14 protein-coding genes and 1 pseudogene are annotated in these 14,962 nt (G+C 42.3%); 8 read left to right on the forward strand and 7 right to left on the reverse strand.

Features of this window, described 5'->3' with window-relative positions; all coding sequences use genetic code 11:
- Nucleotides 1–45 precede the first annotated feature (45 nt).
- A complete protein-coding gene (locus tag LC574_RS04110) occupies nucleotides 46–744 on the reverse strand; it encodes a hypothetical protein (protein WP_229451617.1) in 699 nt (232 codons plus the stop codon).
- Between the two features lie 324 nt (nucleotides 745–1,068).
- The gene (locus LC574_RS04115) at nucleotides 1,069–1,170 is read right to left on the reverse strand and encodes a type II toxin-antitoxin system RelE/ParE family toxin (RefSeq protein WP_368736668.1); all 102 of its coding nucleotides are present in this window, start codon (nucleotides 1,168–1,170) and stop codon (nucleotides 1,069–1,071) included.
- A 132-nt stretch (nucleotides 1,171–1,302) separates the two neighbouring features.
- Here LC574_RS04115 and LC574_RS04120 point away from each other — a divergent pair, with 132 nt between their 5' ends.
- From LC574_RS04120 to glgX, 3 genes are all read left to right on the forward strand, one after another.
- Nucleotides 1,303–3,120: an ABC transporter ATP-binding protein gene (locus LC574_RS04120; RefSeq protein WP_229451618.1), complete on the forward strand. Its 1,818-nt coding sequence runs from the start codon at nucleotides 1,303–1,305 to the stop codon at nucleotides 3,118–3,120.
- Nucleotides 3,117–4,919 carry an ABC transporter ATP-binding protein gene (locus LC574_RS04125; protein WP_229451619.1) on the forward strand — a complete coding sequence of 601 codons (1,803 nt, stop codon included), beginning with the start codon at nucleotides 3,117–3,119 and terminating at the stop codon, nucleotides 4,917–4,919. Before LC574_RS04120 ends, LC574_RS04125 begins: the two co-directional genes overlap by 4 nt.
- An 815-nt stretch (nucleotides 4,920–5,734) precedes the next feature.
- On the forward strand, nucleotides 5,735–7,861 hold the full coding sequence (gene glgX, locus LC574_RS04130) for a glycogen debranching protein GlgX (protein ID WP_229451620.1): 2,127 nt from the start codon (nucleotides 5,735–5,737) through the stop codon (nucleotides 7,859–7,861).
- A 182-nt stretch (nucleotides 7,862–8,043) separates the two neighbouring features.
- On the opposite strand, the pseudogene LC574_RS04135 reads toward glgX, so the two are convergent.
- The 5 genes and pseudogenes from LC574_RS04135 to LC574_RS04155 form a co-directional block, all read right to left on the reverse strand.
- Nucleotides 8,044–8,130: pseudogene (locus LC574_RS04135) on the reverse strand (HAD family hydrolase); the annotation flags it as partial.
- 104 nt (nucleotides 8,131–8,234) lie between these two features.
- Nucleotides 8,235–9,053, reverse strand: a complete 819-nt coding sequence (locus LC574_RS04140) for an SDR family oxidoreductase (RefSeq protein ID WP_229451621.1) — start codon at nucleotides 9,051–9,053, stop codon at nucleotides 8,235–8,237.
- Between the two features lie 190 nt (nucleotides 9,054–9,243).
- Nucleotides 9,244–9,483: a hypothetical protein gene (locus LC574_RS04145; protein WP_229451622.1), complete on the reverse strand. Its 240-nt coding sequence runs from the start codon at nucleotides 9,481–9,483 to the stop codon at nucleotides 9,244–9,246.
- Between the two features lie 105 nt (nucleotides 9,484–9,588).
- Nucleotides 9,589–9,912: a hypothetical protein gene (locus tag LC574_RS04150; RefSeq protein ID WP_229451623.1), complete on the reverse strand. Its 324-nt coding sequence runs from the start codon at nucleotides 9,910–9,912 to the stop codon at nucleotides 9,589–9,591.
- Between the two features lie 21 nt (nucleotides 9,913–9,933).
- The gene (locus LC574_RS04155; RefSeq protein ID WP_229451624.1) at nucleotides 9,934–10,539 is read right to left on the reverse strand and encodes a DUF4118 domain-containing protein; all 606 of its coding nucleotides are present in this window, start codon (nucleotides 10,537–10,539) and stop codon (nucleotides 9,934–9,936) included.
- Between the two features lie 844 nt (nucleotides 10,540–11,383).
- On the opposite strand from LC574_RS04155, the gene LC574_RS04160 reads away from it, so the two are divergent.
- The 5 genes from LC574_RS04160 to LC574_RS04180 all read left to right on the forward strand — a co-directional run bounded on the left by LC574_RS04160 (nucleotide 11,384) and on the right by LC574_RS04180 (nucleotide 14,858).
- The gene (locus tag LC574_RS04160; RefSeq protein WP_229451625.1) at nucleotides 11,384–11,533 is read left to right on the forward strand and encodes a hypothetical protein; all 150 of its coding nucleotides are present in this window, start codon (nucleotides 11,384–11,386) and stop codon (nucleotides 11,531–11,533) included.
- Nucleotides 11,512–13,125, forward strand: coding sequence for a DEAD/DEAH box helicase (locus LC574_RS04165; protein ID WP_229451630.1), 1,614 nt, complete (start codon nucleotides 11,512–11,514; stop codon nucleotides 13,123–13,125). The genes LC574_RS04160 and LC574_RS04165 overlap by 22 nt, the downstream gene beginning before the upstream one ends.
- Nucleotides 13,055–14,269 carry a DUF790 family protein gene (locus tag LC574_RS04170; RefSeq protein ID WP_229451626.1) on the forward strand — a complete coding sequence of 405 codons (1,215 nt, stop codon included), beginning with the start codon at nucleotides 13,055–13,057 and terminating at the stop codon, nucleotides 14,267–14,269. Before LC574_RS04165 ends, LC574_RS04170 begins: the two co-directional genes overlap by 71 nt.
- A gap of 15 nt (nucleotides 14,270–14,284) precedes the next feature.
- Nucleotides 14,285–14,527, forward strand: a complete 243-nt coding sequence (locus LC574_RS04175) for a hypothetical protein (RefSeq protein WP_229451627.1) — start codon at nucleotides 14,285–14,287, stop codon at nucleotides 14,525–14,527.
- A 94-nt stretch (nucleotides 14,528–14,621) separates the two neighbouring features.
- A complete protein-coding gene (locus tag LC574_RS04180) occupies nucleotides 14,622–14,858 on the forward strand; it encodes a hypothetical protein (RefSeq protein ID WP_229451628.1) in 237 nt (78 codons plus the stop codon).
- The last annotated feature ends 104 nt before the right edge of the window (nucleotides 14,859–14,962 follow it).

Below are 14,962 nucleotides of genomic sequence, written 5' to 3' on the forward strand. Positions count from 1 at the left end.
CTCTCCAGATCATCAGGGTGCATCTACTTACCACAGCATAGCATTTTAGGTATGCGTGCTGTCACCAGTTTTTATATGAAGATTTCGTGAAGAATCACCGGGAAAATACTTACTTGGGAATTGGGCAGTTTGGTTAGAGTTGTGACCTAAGAGAATAAACGGAGCATCGGGTACGTATTTACTACCGTTGGAGGCATAAACATAAACGCGATCGTCAATACCACCGGAGACATAAAAGCGTGAGCCATCTTTTGCCCACGCCAAACCATTGTAGGTATTGGGAATATTAATTTGTTGGCGTTTAACTAACTTTCCACTGCTGACATCGAAGACAAACACCCATTCAGCTTTAGTAGTAGTTGTACCAGTGGGTTTACCAGTTATTGGGTCTAAAACAGGATAGGTGAGATCAGCACCAGTATTTTGATTTTTGAAGTTCTGGTTATAGCCACTGGTTAGTACCAGGAGAGTTTTACCATCGGGGCTGAGAGTGGTCGTAACAGCTTCAGCCGCATCAGCATTATTATCGGTACGCAAACCAGTCGCTAGAGGTGCAAAAGTAGAGCCTGGGGCAGCTGCGGGTGTAATCACTTGACCTGTGGGGAGTAATGCTCCACCTTCAGGTAGATTACCAACACGGCTAGTAGCAAGCCGGGCTGTAACTATTTGTATACTGCTTACTACGATCGCCGCTGCAACTAGCACGCTGAGTAGCAGATATCGCTTACGCTTGAAATTGAGCATTTGCTGTTCTTACACATCAAAATGTATTTGGTTACGCAGCCAATATTCCTATTTTTTAGTTAAGAACAGGGTAAGGTGAGGTTACTGTCAGAGTAATTGGGATTGACGAAATGTTAAGAATTGAAAAAGCAGTTAATACTATGCAATCTTCAGTGGTCGATCGCAGTTACCAATATAGGCATTGGCATTGCACCAAAAAACTAAACCCAGATATTTGAGCCTGATTTTCGCGCCAATTTAAAAAATTACCTGATGTAAAAGAATGACATTTTTTGTTTACCAAGCGATCGCCTTTAACTCTACATTTAAAATAGGCGATCGCATTCATGGGAAATAGCGGTAAATATCCTTACGATGAAGAACCCGTACAAAGGTAATGGTATCTCCGGCAACTGTAAAACCTATGCGGTAATCTCCTACCCGAATGCGATGATATTAAATTTTTTCCTGTGTGACTCTTCGCCCTGACTTGACTTCTGGGGTATTCTTTCTTCTGACTCCTTCTCATGAATTACGAATGAGTATTACACCTTGTTAACTGTTCACTAATTTAAAATTATGCAAAGCTCTAAAAATTACTATATTTCTACTTTAATCAAGTATCTCAAACCCCTATGGCAGCAGTCACTTTTACTACTAATTCTCTTGCTGATTGGTATTGGCTTACGGTTGCTTAATCCTCAGATTTTAGCAGCGTTTATTGATACAGCGATGTCTACGACGGGCTACGCCTACGCTGGGGCAAAATTTTCTCGACTAATCCAATTAGCGTTGCTTTTTTTAGGAATTGCCTTAGCGACTGGGCTAATTTCTTTATTAGAAACCTATCTAGCAGCAGATATTGGCTTACGAGCCACAAACCGACTGCGGGCGAATCTGACGCTGCACTGCTTGCAACTCGATATGTCCTTTCACAATAACCAAACACCAGGCGCTTTAATCGAACGCATAGACGGCGATATCAGCCAATTGAATGACTTTTTCTCTCGGTTCGCCATCGACTTTGTGGGTAACAGTATCTTTGCAGTAGGTGTTTTTATTGCCCTGTTTCATATTGACTGGCGAATAGGGCTAACAGCGATCGCAATGGTAGTCATCCTCTTATTTACTTTTAGCCATTTCAATAATATAGTCATTCCTTATTTTCAAGCAGAACGAGAATCCAGTGCAGCTTTGTTTGGTTTTTTGGCAGAGCGACTCTCTGGTACAGAAGATGTGCGTTCTTCTGGTGCGTCAGCCTACGTCATGCGCCGTTTCTACGAACGTTCACGAGATTTGTTTCCCAAATTGGTTAAATCACAGACTTTTGGCCTAGGAGTATTTAGCGCTTGGAGTGTTTTCTTTACCCTCGGAAAAACAGTGATTTTGGGGATGAGCATTGTGCTTTTTTTCAATAACGCATTTGCGATCGGCACAGTTTATCTCATCTATCGCTACATCGAGTTATTGGAACAACCAATTCAACAATTTGGTCGCCAAGTTCAAGATTTACAAGAAGCTGAAGCTGCTTTAATTCGGGTACGAGAATTACTCACAACCCAAAGTTGTCTTTTAGATATTGGTCAAACAACTCTTCCAGATCAGGCATTGAGCGTAAGTTTCGAGAATGTTGACTTTCGTTATCCTACTCCTGAGAAAGACGCGATCGCCAACGACGGGCGTTTCGCCATCGCAACACCACCGGATTTAGTATTGCGCGATGTCTCATTTTCCTTGTCGCCTGATAGCATTCTCGGTCTACTTGGTCGCACAGGCAGTGGCAAGACTACCATCACCCGCCTTCTCCTGCGACTTTACGACCCCACGCAAGGAACAATTCGTTTGGGCGGGGTTAACTTACTCGATATACCTTTGGCTACACTGCGGGAACACGTAGGTATGGTAACGCAAGAAATTCAACTTTTCCACGCCAGCGTCCGCGATAATCTCACTTTGTTTGAGTCATCTATCCCCGATGCACGCATAGAGTCAGTTATTCAGGAAGTTGGCTTATGGAACTGGTATGAATCTCTCCCTAGCGGTTTAGACACTCTACTCGCTCCCGGCGGTAGCGGACTATCAGCAGGACAGGCGCAGTTATTGGCATTTGTGCGGGTGTTTCTTAAAAATCCTGGTTTGGTAATTCTGGACGAAGCCTCATCCCGCCTCGATCCGGCTACCGAGCAATTGTTAGAAAAAGCTATTGATCGCCTATTAGTTGGGCGAACTGCCATCATTATTGCTCATCGTTTAGCAACAGTAAAGCGAGCCGATCAAATCATGATTTTAGAAGACGGTCATTGTTTAGAGTGCGGTCAACGCGAGGAATTAGCCACTAACCCGGACTCCCGCTTTGCCCAATTACTGCAAATCGGGTTAGAGGAGGCTTTGGCATGAGAGTAAAAACTGCATCTTCCATCCCAACTTGGCGGTACTTACTGGAGTTAATTCGCTACAAACCCTTGTTTTACCTCACCAACGGGTTGTTAGCGAGTGGTCTATATTATTTCTTTCTCTTGATACCCGGACTAATTATCCGCCAGATTTTCGATACCATCACAGTTAAAACAGCCGCCGGGTTAAACGTCTGGACATTGCTGGCTTTGTTGATTGGGGGTGTTATCGCACAGCAAACATTCCTGTTGATCGGTGTCACAGCTGATGGTGTGTTTCGGATGCATGTTGCGACTCTGCTCCGCAAGCATTTACTCGCTTGCATCTGGGAACGACCAGTAGCACAAGCATTACCAAGCTCATCTGGAGAAGCCATCTCCCGTTTTCGTGATGATATCCAAGCCATCCTCGATTTTTTGACCTTTTCTTTCGACCCCATTGCTCAGAGTTTAGCAATTACCATCGGCTTAATTATCCTAGCTCGCATTAACCTCTTGTTAGCACTGATAGTATTTGCGCCTTTGGTGGTGGCGATCGCAACCATCAATTTAGCCAGTAAGCGCATCCGCAAATACCGACAAGCAAATCAGGAAGCCATTGGGGGAGTTACGGGGTTATTAGGCGAGATTTTCACAGCAGTACAAGCAATTAAGGTTGCTGGCAGTGAGAAGCCTGTTGTGGAATACTTTGAAAAAGTGAATGAAGTTCGCCGCCAAGCCGCCCTCAAAGATTTGTTATTCGGACAGGTACTGTATTCGTTTTTGACAAATATAGCAAATCTGGGTACAGCCATCTTGCTACTGGCGGCGGCTGGGATGATGCAAACTCAAACAGGAGCAACTTTAACAGTCGGTGATTTTGCTTTGTTTGTTTCATATTTGGGGGAGTTTGCGGTGATCGCAGGATTTTTCAGTGAGTCTTTAACACGTTACTACCAAACTGAGGTTTCCCTACTGCGACTGGCCGAACTCATTCCTGGTGTGCCACCTCTAAGTTTAGTCAAACACGAAAAAGTTTATCTTCGGGGTAAATTACCCCAGTTGCCTTACACTCCCAAGACTGGGCAACATCGTTTGGAAACGCTGGCACTCAGGAACTTGAGCTATCACTACCCCGGTACGGAGTGCGGGATTGCCCAGGTGAGTCTGACTTTGAAAAGGGGTACTCTGACGGTAATTACCGGGCGCATTGGTTCGGGTAAGAGTACTTTATTGCGGGTGCTTTTGGGGCTTTTACCCAAACAAGCAGGAGAGATTTTCTGGAATAATCAGCAAGTTGCAGACCCAGCCGCTTTTTTTGTCCCACCCCGTAGTGCTTATACTGCCCAAGTTCCGCAACTTTTTAGCGAAACGGTACGCGATAACATTTTGATGGGACTGCCGGAGGATGTAGTCGATCTGGATGCTGCTATTCATTTAGCGGTGATGGAAAAAGATGTTGCGAACTTAGAAAATGGCTTAGATAGTATTGTCGGGCCAAGGGGAACAAAACTTTCTGGTGGTCAGATTCAGCGATCAGCTGCGGCGCGGATGTTTGTCCGCCAGTCTGAGTTGTTGGTTTTTGATGATTTATCTAGTGCTTTGGATGTGGAAACAGAACGCACTTTATGGCAGCGTCTGTTGGAAACGGAAAATTTTACCTGTTTAGCTGTCTCTCATCGTCAAATCGCTTTACATCAAGCCGATCAAATTATTGTCCTCAAAGATGGTCGAGTTGAAGCGATCGGTAAGTTGGAGGACTTGCTGGCAAACTGCGAAGAAATGCAGTGTCTCTGGTCTGAAGATGTGGGACAAAATCTTTGATGAGCGTTTTTTTCAATCAGTGATATATAAGACTTATCACTGATTGAAATATTGAAATATTGTGTAAATTGTATATGATTTCAGTCTATCTGTTAGAAGCTTTGCGTAACTTTGAGTGATACAAATGTAACCAAAATAATGATTAATTTAAGAGTATGCAAAGCTCTCACAGTTACTATATTTCCATTTTACTCACGTATCTCAAATCCCTGTGGCATAAATCACTTTTGCTACTAATTCTCTTGCTGATTGGCATTGCTTTACGGTTGTTTAATCCTCAGCTTTTAGCAGCGTTTATTGATACAGCGAGTGCCAGAACGATCACGCTTTCGCTAAAAGCAACCCATGTTTGACATCTTATCACTGTAAATCATGCTTGCTACCACAGATAAATGCTACAACAATAAGTCAATACAAAAATCGACATGATATTTCCATAAAAGATGGTTTAAGTAAATATACACGCTGATATAAATAAATTTATTCACTTTGATAGATGTATATATTTGCTATTTTAAGTAAAACTATGAAGATTGAAAAAATTGGCAAATAAAGTTGTTAGGAGATTTATGAGTCAAACATTAACAGCGACACTTTCAGTATTGTCAATTAACAAAAAGTTTTATTTTAGCTTGAAATGCAAAAAAATCATTCTCATCCGCTTTTAAGTCTTTTAATGATGATAAAAACTCTAAAAAATAGGAATTTTTCGTTAATTGAAATTTATTAGCTTTAATATTTAAATTAAGAAATCACTATTCAACCCATCTTCAAGTTTGTTATTAAAACTAAAATTAGCTTTTGGTACTTCACTTATGTATATAGCTGTATGGCCTGGAAATGTATATCCCTTAGGTGCTAGTTGGGATGGTAAAGGCACTAACTTCGCTTTGTTTTCCGAAAATGCAACAGGTGTAGAGCTTTGTTTATTTGATGCTGATAATCATGAAATTCGCTTGCCTTTAACAGAAAAAAATAATTTTGTTTGGCACGCTTATCTACCAGGAGTAGGGCCTGGACAACGCTATGGGTTTAGAGTACATGGCCCTTGGGCCCCAGAACTTGGGCATCGCTTTAACCCTAATAAACTACTAATTGATCCCTATGCTAAGGCAATTGATGGGGAAATTAGCGATAGTCCAGCTAATTTTGGCTACTCTTTAGATGCACCAGAACAAGACCTAGCTTTTTCTGATTTAGATAATGCCGAAATTATGCCAAAGTGTATTGTTGTCGATCAGTCTTTTGATTGGGGAGACGACAAACTACTTTCTATACCGTGGCATGAAACAATTATTTATGAAACTCACGTTAGAGGCTTTACTAAGTTACACCCAGAAATTCCAGAAGAATTACGTGGTACTTATGCAGGGCTAGCACATCCAGCCGCAATTCAATATCTCCAACAACTAGGAATCACATCTGTGGAATTGATGCCTGTGCATCACTTTTTATCCTCTCCAGGATTTCTGGTGGATAAAGGACTCAAAAACTATTGGGGTTACGATTCCATTAATTTTTTGACACCCTACTCTGGTTACAGTGCTAGTGGCTCACTCGGACAACAAGTCACCGAGTTTAAGCAGATGGTCAAAGACTTACACTCTGCTGGCATTGAAGTAATTTTAGATGTAGTTTATAACCACACTGGCGAAGGCAATCATTTAGGGCCAACATTGTCACTGCGAGGCATTGATAATGCCGTGTACTATCGCTTGGTTAAAGATAATTCCCGTTACAACATGGACTTCACAGGCTGCGGCAACTCTCTGAATGTGCGTCATGCCCAAGTTCTGAAGTTAATCATGGATAGCCTGCGCTATTGGGTAACAGAAATGCATGTTGATGGCTTTCGCTTTGATTTAGCTTCGGCATTAGCGCGAGAACTATATGAAGTAGATAATCTCGCAGCTTTTTTTGATATTATTCATCAAGATCCAGTTCTGGCAGATGTGAAGCTGATTGCTGAACCTTGGGATTTAGGAGAAGGCGGTTATCAAGTTGGCAATTTTCCTTTACGTTGGTCTGAATGGAATGGCAGATATCGTGATACTGTCCGGGATTTTTGGCGTGGTGAGGATGATAGCCTCGGACAATTTGCTTATTGTTTTACTGGCAGCCCTGACCTTTACCAAGCAAACGGGCGTAATCCCAGTGCCAGTATTAATTTCATCACTGCTCATGATGGCTTCACGCTCAATGATTTGGTCAGCTACAACCAAAAGCATAATCAGGCCAACGGCGAAGATAGCCGGGATGGGGAAAGCCATAACCGCTCTTGGAATTGCGGTGTAGAAGGAGAAACCGATGATCCAGACGTAATCCGCTTACGGGAACGTCAGCGACGCAACTTTTTAGCAACTCTAATGCTGTCTCAAGGCGTACCCATGCTACTCGCAGGAGATGAAATTGGTTGCACTCAGAGGGGTAACAATAATGCCTACTGCCAAGATAATGAAATTTCCTGGCGTGATTGGAGTTTACAAAAGTCTAATTCCGAACTCCTAGATTTTGCCCGCGAACTCATTTATTTTCGTCATCAGCATCCAGTATTTCGGCGGCGTAAGTGGTTTCAAGGCCGTCCTATTCACGGTTTTGGGATCAGTGATATTGGTTGGTTTAATGAAGATGGCAGCGAAATGACTGAAAAGCAGTGGCTAGTTAGTTATGCCAAAGCTATGGAAATTTTCTTGAATGGCGAGGGCATTGTTACTCCTGGCCGCCGTGGGGAACGGATTATTGATGAGAGCTTTCTGCTATTTTTTAATGCTCACTACGAAATGATTGAGTTTGCCTTACCCAATGTTCTCAATGACAGGGAATGGGAAATAGTTATTGACACCAACGAATCTCGCTTCATTAGCCCAGGAAAATTGATTATGGGTGAGCAAACTGTGCCAGTTACAGACCGTTCTATCATGGTGTTACGTCGTCTTGCTTAGTAGCACAAAAATCTCAAGAGTTATAGCGGTTCTCAGTTGGGTGCAATAAATTATGTAGAGTTGGGGTCAAGTATAAATCAGTTTTTTATTTGACCACTTTTTAATGCTTTGGTTGCTAGAGGTGAGGTGTCATAATGTGTTAACAAGTCAGCAGGCTCATTGTAAATTGCGATCGCAACTGCAAATGATTCTACCCAAGCTTGAGCATGGGCATCATTACTGATAACAAGCGTCCCATCTATATCCAAAATTACACCCTGATATGCCATTGAGAAATTTCCAGGTTACTTTACGCCTCTACAGTACTAAAAAGTTGTTGCCATAACCTCTACCTCGGTTGTTACTTTCAATGGCAGAGTCACTGTAAATGTGACTAACTTCGTTCTTCCATGCCGAAGAGACGCCGAAAAACTGACTGCATCAAATTAGGAGATAAGTGATAAACTGCTTTCCAAAGGTTTGTTGTACCTACCATGACATCAGAACGCTGATCCTTTACTGCTTCCCAAATTGATTTTGCTACATCTTCAGGCTTTTCTAGTACAGGAGTTTGAATTGCTTTACCTACCAACTCAGAACGCGCTTGAGCCGTTTCTTCGTCCTTACCGCGAAACATTGCCCGTTCCATCAGTTGAGTACTGATAAAACTAGGATAAATTCCGCTAACATGAATGCCTTTAGGTGATAACTCTGCGTGTAGCGATTTTGTCAACCCAGTTATGGCATACTTACTGGTTGTGTAAGGAATGTGATAAGGAATCGGTTCTATACCACCAATAGAACTGACATTAACAATGGTTCCTTTCCCACGTTCTAAGAAATGGGGCAGGATGGCATTAATAGTATGGATGTAGCCCCACAAATTGGTATCAATTATCTGATGCCAATCATCTAAGCTAAAATCCTCGACGGGTCCTAAGCAAAAAATACCTGCATTATTAATTAATACATCTATGTTACCAAAATGATCTATTGCCTTCTGGATCAGGTTGTTTACTTGTAAAGGATCTTTCACGTCTGTAGAAATAGCGATCGCTTGTTGTCCAAGTTCCCGTATCTGTGCGGCAGTAGCTTCTAAACGGTCAAGTTGACGAGCTGCCAACACAACATCATAATTGTGACGGGCAAATAATAATGCTGTAGCTTTGCCAATTCCTTGAGATGCGCCTGTAATAATTACTGTATTTGTCATAATGTCAGTTGCTTTTTCTTGTGCGTCTTAGAGGTTGTTTTAAAAATGGTACTTGAGATATCCAAAACTTTAAATCCTCAAAAAGGAAGTCCCTAACACCCCACCCCCAACCCCTCCCCGCTTGCGGGGAGGGGAGACAAAGCGTAGCTTTGGCGGGGTGGGGTTCTTATTCTTGATTTATGTAAGAGGTCTAATGCCAATTATTGGTGCGTTCTAATTTCCTTGAGTAACGCCTCATCAGAGTATTCTTCTTCCCATTTACCAGCCGTACAGACTGTGCGCCGCCACTAGGAGTACAGACAACCCAGTAAGTATCTGGTTCTCCTTCGACCTCAGCTGCATCTTCAGCTTTTGAGATATCAGAAAGACCTGAAAATGCTTGAATACAAGTCCATGTAATTCCATCTGAATCTTTAATTTCTCTTTCCATGTCTATTCTTAGTACAGCATTTCATTAATTCGTAGCGAATTCAATTTGGCAATAGCCTGCATTGTTAATGCGTCGGCGGCCTTGTTAATGCATCGGCTTGCATTGTTAATGCGTCGGCGGCCTTGTTAATGCATCGGCTTGCATTGTTAATGCGTCGGCGGCCTTGTTAACGTCATTGTTTGGTGCGCCTTCCAAGATGCGTCCAGTTTTATTGTCAAGTGTGGCGTGACATAAAGCACAAGTAATACCAAATCTCAACTTACCTTTAGTGAAACTGGCACGCATACCCAGTGGTACAAGAGAATTTGCAGGTACGTCTAATCCTGTATTCAAGAGTGTGCCAGCTTTAAAAGTGCGTCCGCCAACTGTTACATCTTCATTTATGGGAATTTGGAGATTCGTTGTATGCTTACGTTTAGCAGGAGCCATGAATCCGGGCGAAAAGGCAATCTATACTTCGTTTGCTATTGACTTTATAATGTATACCATTTGTAAAAAAGCATCATTAGCCTCTGCGATCGCCCCGTCCATATTGGCTACAATTACCCCAATAATGTTGGAATCTACCAACCTTCTAAACTTTGCATCGCTCACCTGTAGCTTCTGCAAACTCATTTGAAGATGTTGTTTAGCAGTGCGTAACTCCCAGGTGAGCAAGCTAATGAGTATTGTCACCAAAACAAACAAGCCTAACCGCACTATGCTGTCAAGATTATCAACAAAGAGCGAAAACACTGGCTCCAAGAAAAAGTAGCTGACGGCTAAAGTAGACAAAGCAGTTGCCAGCAATCCTGCTTTCATGCCGCCATACCAGGCACTAACCGCCACGGCAGCAAAAAATAGCAGGAAAATAGTTGGTTTCAGTAGTGGCTGTAGCAATAGTGTTAGTAGCAATGCAGTACCAACAGCCAATAATGTCACAGAATAGGGCGCTAGAAGGAAAGGTATTCCTTTCAATGTGGCTTCTCCTTGTATGCAGCTAGCTAAAGGATTATTCCCAAAATCAGCTAGATAATGCGTTGGCGTAGCCCGCACTTCGGCAGGCTCAGTGACCATCGTAGACATCGCTCAAATTTATTATGCATCGGAAAAATACACACCTAAGCAGTTAGTTGCTGTGAATCTATCTAAAGTAGTAAAACTTAGTTTTAGCAAATGTGCAATAACCTGATAATCGTCGCTCTAATTATATATATTTATTTTTGGCTATCCCTCAAAAAGTATAGGGAATAAAAGTTTTACATAAACCCCAACAAATGAGTGTGAATAATTCTACTACAAGACCAATTTTAAAGGCGTATATCTTGCCTTATAGTTGTGAATTTGCCCAAACAAAAAAGCGATTAAAATCAAGCCAGCTACTAGGATAATCTGCGCCTGCAATTGCAGACGTTTCAGCAGAAAGCTCTGTCGCTGTTCTTTGTATGATTCGGCAAGGTTATTGTTGGTTTGTCAATCGGACATTCCATAACTAATGAGCGCATCTAGTTGGGTTTTGTCTAAGAGGTTGTTTGAAAAGTGTCGTATAGCACATTAAATTCTGACATTACCCCCCCAACCCCCAAGGGGGGCTTTAAGAGACTATTCCCCCCCTTGTAAAGAGGGGATTAGGGTGCGTCCCAGTTTTTATTTTGCAATGAGAGAATAACTGTCATTGCGTTCGCGTAGCGTCTCGTAGAGAGGAGGAACGACGAAGCAATCTCATGGACTCGTTTTGAAGAGAAGAGTTTTGCGATTGCTTCGTTCCTCGCAATGACATGTAAAAAAGTGGGTTAGGGGGGTATTAGACACTTTGGGTAACAAATATAGCTTTTCAAACACCCTCTAAATTACTTGGATGAATCATGCACTTTTTGCGTTATTAGTAATCAAGGGAGTGGGGAAAACAAGGAGAATAACCATGCCCAATGCCCGATGCCCAATGCCCAATGCCCAATGCCCAATACTTCGACTTCGCTCAGTACAAGTGCCCAATGCCCAATGCCCAATGCCCAATGCCCAATGCCCAATGCCCAATACCCAATACTCATGGCTCGTACCCCTACATTAAATTTTGATCGTGGCACATTAATTTTGCATCCACCACCACGCGGCAAAGGTTGGATGGATTATGCTACATGGGATGATAGAGTTGAAAAATTCCGCATTCCAGCAATTAGATACCGATCGCTAATAGAAGCACTACAAGCGGAAGATGTTTATTTTATTGATGAGGCAAAGCAATTTTATCCAGTAGATTTGGTTCCCAGTCTGGAAATGGAACCCTATCCCCACCAGACTGAGGCGCTAGCGGCTTGGAAACTGGCGGGTAGACAAGGGGTTGTTGTGCTTCCTACGGCGGCGGGAAAGACTTATTTGGCGCAAATGGCGATGCAGTCAACGCCGCGCACAACGTTAATTGTTGTACCAACTTTGGATTTAATGCATCAGTGGTATGCACACTTAGTAGCGGCTTTTCCCGATGCTGAGGTGGGATTGCTAGGGGGTGGTTCGCGGGATAGAACGGCAATTCTAGTTGCAACTTATGATAGTGCTGCAATTCACGCTGAGACGTTGGGGAATCAATATGCGTTGATTATTTTTGATGAATGTCATCATTTACCGACAGATTTTAATCGGGTAATTGCTGAATATGCGATCGCACCTTATCGCCTGGGACTCTCCGCTACACCGGAACGCACCGATGGTAAACACGCTGACTTAAATATCCTCATTGGTCAAGAAGTATATCGCAAACGCGCTGAAGATTTGGCGGGGAAGGCGTTAGCAGAACACGAAATTGTCCAAATTAAGGTAAAGTTATCGCAACTTGAACGAGAAAGATACAACCAGTTAATTCAAACCCGCAACGATTTTTTAAAGCAATCTCGCATTTCTTTGGGGAGTCTTCAAGGTTGGCAAATGTTCGTGCAAATGAGTGCTAGATCGCAATCTGGACGTAGAGCTATGTTAGCGCATCGGGAAGCGAAAGATATCGCTTTGGGTACTGATGGGAAATTGCGAATTCTAATTAATTTATTGGCAGAACATTATCCGGCGAGAATTTTGATTTTTACTGCTGATAATACAACGGTTTACCGGATTTCTCAAGAGTTGCTAATTCCGGCAATTACTCATCAAACTCCTGTGAAAGAACGGCATGAGATATTAACAAAGTTTCGGGAGGGTAAATATAATACTTTGGTTGCTTCTCATGTGTTGAATGAAGGGGTTGATGTACCTGCGGCTTCTGTAGCGATTATTTTATCGGGAACTGGTTCGGCTAGGGAGTATACTCAGCGCTTGGGGAGGGTTTTACGGAAGGGAAATATTGAGAATAAGCAGGCGATTTTGTATGAAGTGGTGGCGGAGGATACGAGTGAGGAAGGGACTTCGGCTAGGCGAAGAGGGGAGAGGAAAGCAGGGGGAGCAGGGGGAGAAAAAGAGAGGAAGGGGAATTTACAGGTTGTGTATGGGAGTGGGAAGGAACGGAGTTTGAAGGCTGCGGAACAGTTAGAAATTAATTATTCAACCGGAAGTTCAAAACTTGTACTGAGCGAAGTCGAAGTATCTAAAATCCAAAATTCAGCAGATGTTACCGACAGATTTACTGATGCATCGCCAAAACGGGGAGGAGATCATTCCGAAGAGACTGAAGATTGATCAAAAAACTTCGGAGTTGGCGATTGAGTTAATTAATTATTTTCAATCGGCGGTGGGGAAGACTCAGGGTGTACTTGAGCGACAACTGACTGATTTTGAAGGAGATTCTACAGATTATCGGGTGAAGCGAGGGTTAGCTTATATTCTCAAAAGCAGTTTTTGCACTTTTGAGGTGGTTAGTCCTTTGGAACCACAGATGTTAAGAGAACGGGTGTTTTCGTTGGCTGCAAAGTCGGTTTCTAGTCGAGAATCAACACAAGTTACTCTGAGTAAAATTGCTGATGAATTAACTCAAGAACTTGAACGGGAAGTTTTATTAGAACAGGTTCGTAATGGACTCTATGCTGATTTATCTGAAAATAAAATTTTGACAGTGTTTGATGCACCAACAGCGCCAGATTTATTAAATCGATATAACTTATCTCAGGTGCAAGGTGTATTTTATAAGGCCAGTCAACTTGTATTAAATGCTCATCGGAATGTCCCGGGTGAATATAAGCTGTTATTTCGCTATCTAAAGTTGTTTCAGTTGATGGCTTATATTGAGGGCGATGCTGACCACGGGTTTACAATTACGATAGATGGGCCGACGAGTTTGTTTAATCCTAGTACGCGATATGGGTTAGCGATCGCTAAACTTATTCCTGCTTTACTTCACGTTACTAAATGGAGTCTTTCTTCTATTCTCCAAACCCGCGACGCTTATACAAATATCTGGAAAACTGGACGTTTTACTCTCAATTCCGAATGTGGTTTGGTATCCCATTATCCACCAGGTAAGCCCTACGATAGTATGCTAGAAGCATCTTTTGCTGATAAGTGGGATGCGTTGAAAAGTGGTTGGGCATTAGAGCGAGAAGTTGATTTGATACCGATTCCTGGTAGTGTGATGATTCCTGATTTTCGCTTAGTTCATGCTGATGGACGCACCTTTTTGTTAGAAATTGTTGGTTATTGGCGACCAGAATATTTACAAAAGAAGTTTTCTCAGGTGCGACGGGCTGGACGTGATGACTTAATTCTGGCAATTTCCGAGCGACTTAATTTAGAAAAGGCGGGAGTAAAATTAAATGATGTCCCCGCCAGAATTGTTTGGTTTAAAGACAAGTTATTGCCGAAAGCTGTCTTAGCTGTAATGGATTGAACAAGTAAAAATGACATGAAAAGTATAGAAACAATTGCCACAGTTACCAAAGATGGTAAGATTACAGCACAGTTACCATTGAGTATTCCAGAGGGTGACCATCAGGTAGTGATAGTAATTGATGAGAAGCCTTTGGCAGAGAAAGTAGAGAGCAAAGAAAAGCGTCCTCCTCTAAACTTTCCTGTAGATAATTATGGTTATTGGCCTGAGAATCTTTCTCTAAGACGTGAGGATATGTATGGTCATTGGGGTCGCTAACTCTGTATTTATGGACACGAACATCTTAGTGTATGCAAATGTGTCCGAATCTCCCTTTCACCAAGCAGTGATACATTAATCGAATAGAAATAGTATGAAAACTATAGAAACAATTGCCACAGTTACCAAAGATGGTAAGATTACAGCGCAATTACCAATTGATATTCCAGAAGGTGAACATCAGGTGGTAATAGTAATTGATGAAAAGCCTTTGACTGAGGAAGCAGAGAAGAAAGAAAAGAAAGCGCCTCTCAAATTTTCCGCCTATCCTGTAGGATTAGTCTCGGAAAGTTTAACTTTCCGTAGAGAAGACCTTTATGCAAACGACTAATAACGCTGTATTCATCGATACGAATATTTTAGTTTATGCAAATTTAGCCTTGTCGCCATTTCATGTACAAGCGACAGAACGACTGCAAGCACTTGCAGAACAAG

The sequence above is a fragment of the Nostoc sp. CHAB 5715 genome, from assembly GCF_020829685.1.
Lineage (GTDB): Bacteria > Cyanobacteriota > Cyanobacteriia > Cyanobacteriales > Nostocaceae > Nostoc.

Excerpts from the sequence above, each read along its gene's own strand:
- glgX (WP_229451620.1), top strand. The coding sequence starts at position 5,735 with ATGTATATAGCTGTATGGCCTGGAAATGTATATCCCTTAGGTGCTAGT.
- LC574_RS04170 (WP_229451626.1), top strand. The coding sequence starts at position 13,055 with ATGTTACCGACAGATTTACTGATGCATCGCCAAAACGGGGAGGAGATC.
- LC574_RS04150 (WP_229451623.1), bottom strand. The coding sequence starts at position 9,912 with ATGGCTCCTGCTAAACGTAAGCATACAACGAATCTCCAAATTCCCATA.
- LC574_RS04120 (WP_229451618.1), top strand. The coding sequence starts at position 1,303 with ATGCAAAGCTCTAAAAATTACTATATTTCTACTTTAATCAAGTATCTC.
- LC574_RS04160 (WP_229451625.1), top strand. The coding sequence starts at position 11,384 with ATGCCCAATGCCCGATGCCCAATGCCCAATGCCCAATGCCCAATACTT.
- LC574_RS04125 (WP_229451619.1), top strand. The coding sequence starts at position 3,117 with ATGAGAGTAAAAACTGCATCTTCCATCCCAACTTGGCGGTACTTACTG.
- LC574_RS04180 (WP_229451628.1), top strand. The coding sequence starts at position 14,622 with ATGAAAACTATAGAAACAATTGCCACAGTTACCAAAGATGGTAAGATT.
- LC574_RS04165 (WP_229451630.1), top strand. The coding sequence starts at position 11,512 with ATGGCTCGTACCCCTACATTAAATTTTGATCGTGGCACATTAATTTTG.
- LC574_RS04175 (WP_229451627.1), top strand. The coding sequence starts at position 14,285 with ATGAAAAGTATAGAAACAATTGCCACAGTTACCAAAGATGGTAAGATT.
- LC574_RS04110 (WP_229451617.1), bottom strand. The coding sequence starts at position 744 with ATGCTCAATTTCAAGCGTAAGCGATATCTGCTACTCAGCGTGCTAGTT.
- LC574_RS04140 (WP_229451621.1), bottom strand. The coding sequence starts at position 9,053 with ATGACAAATACAGTAATTATTACAGGCGCATCTCAAGGAATTGGCAAA.
- LC574_RS04145 (WP_229451622.1), bottom strand. The coding sequence starts at position 9,483 with ATGGAAAGAGAAATTAAAGATTCAGATGGAATTACATGGACTTGTATT.
- LC574_RS04155 (WP_229451624.1), bottom strand. The coding sequence starts at position 10,539 with ATGGTCACTGAGCCTGCCGAAGTGCGGGCTACGCCAACGCATTATCTA.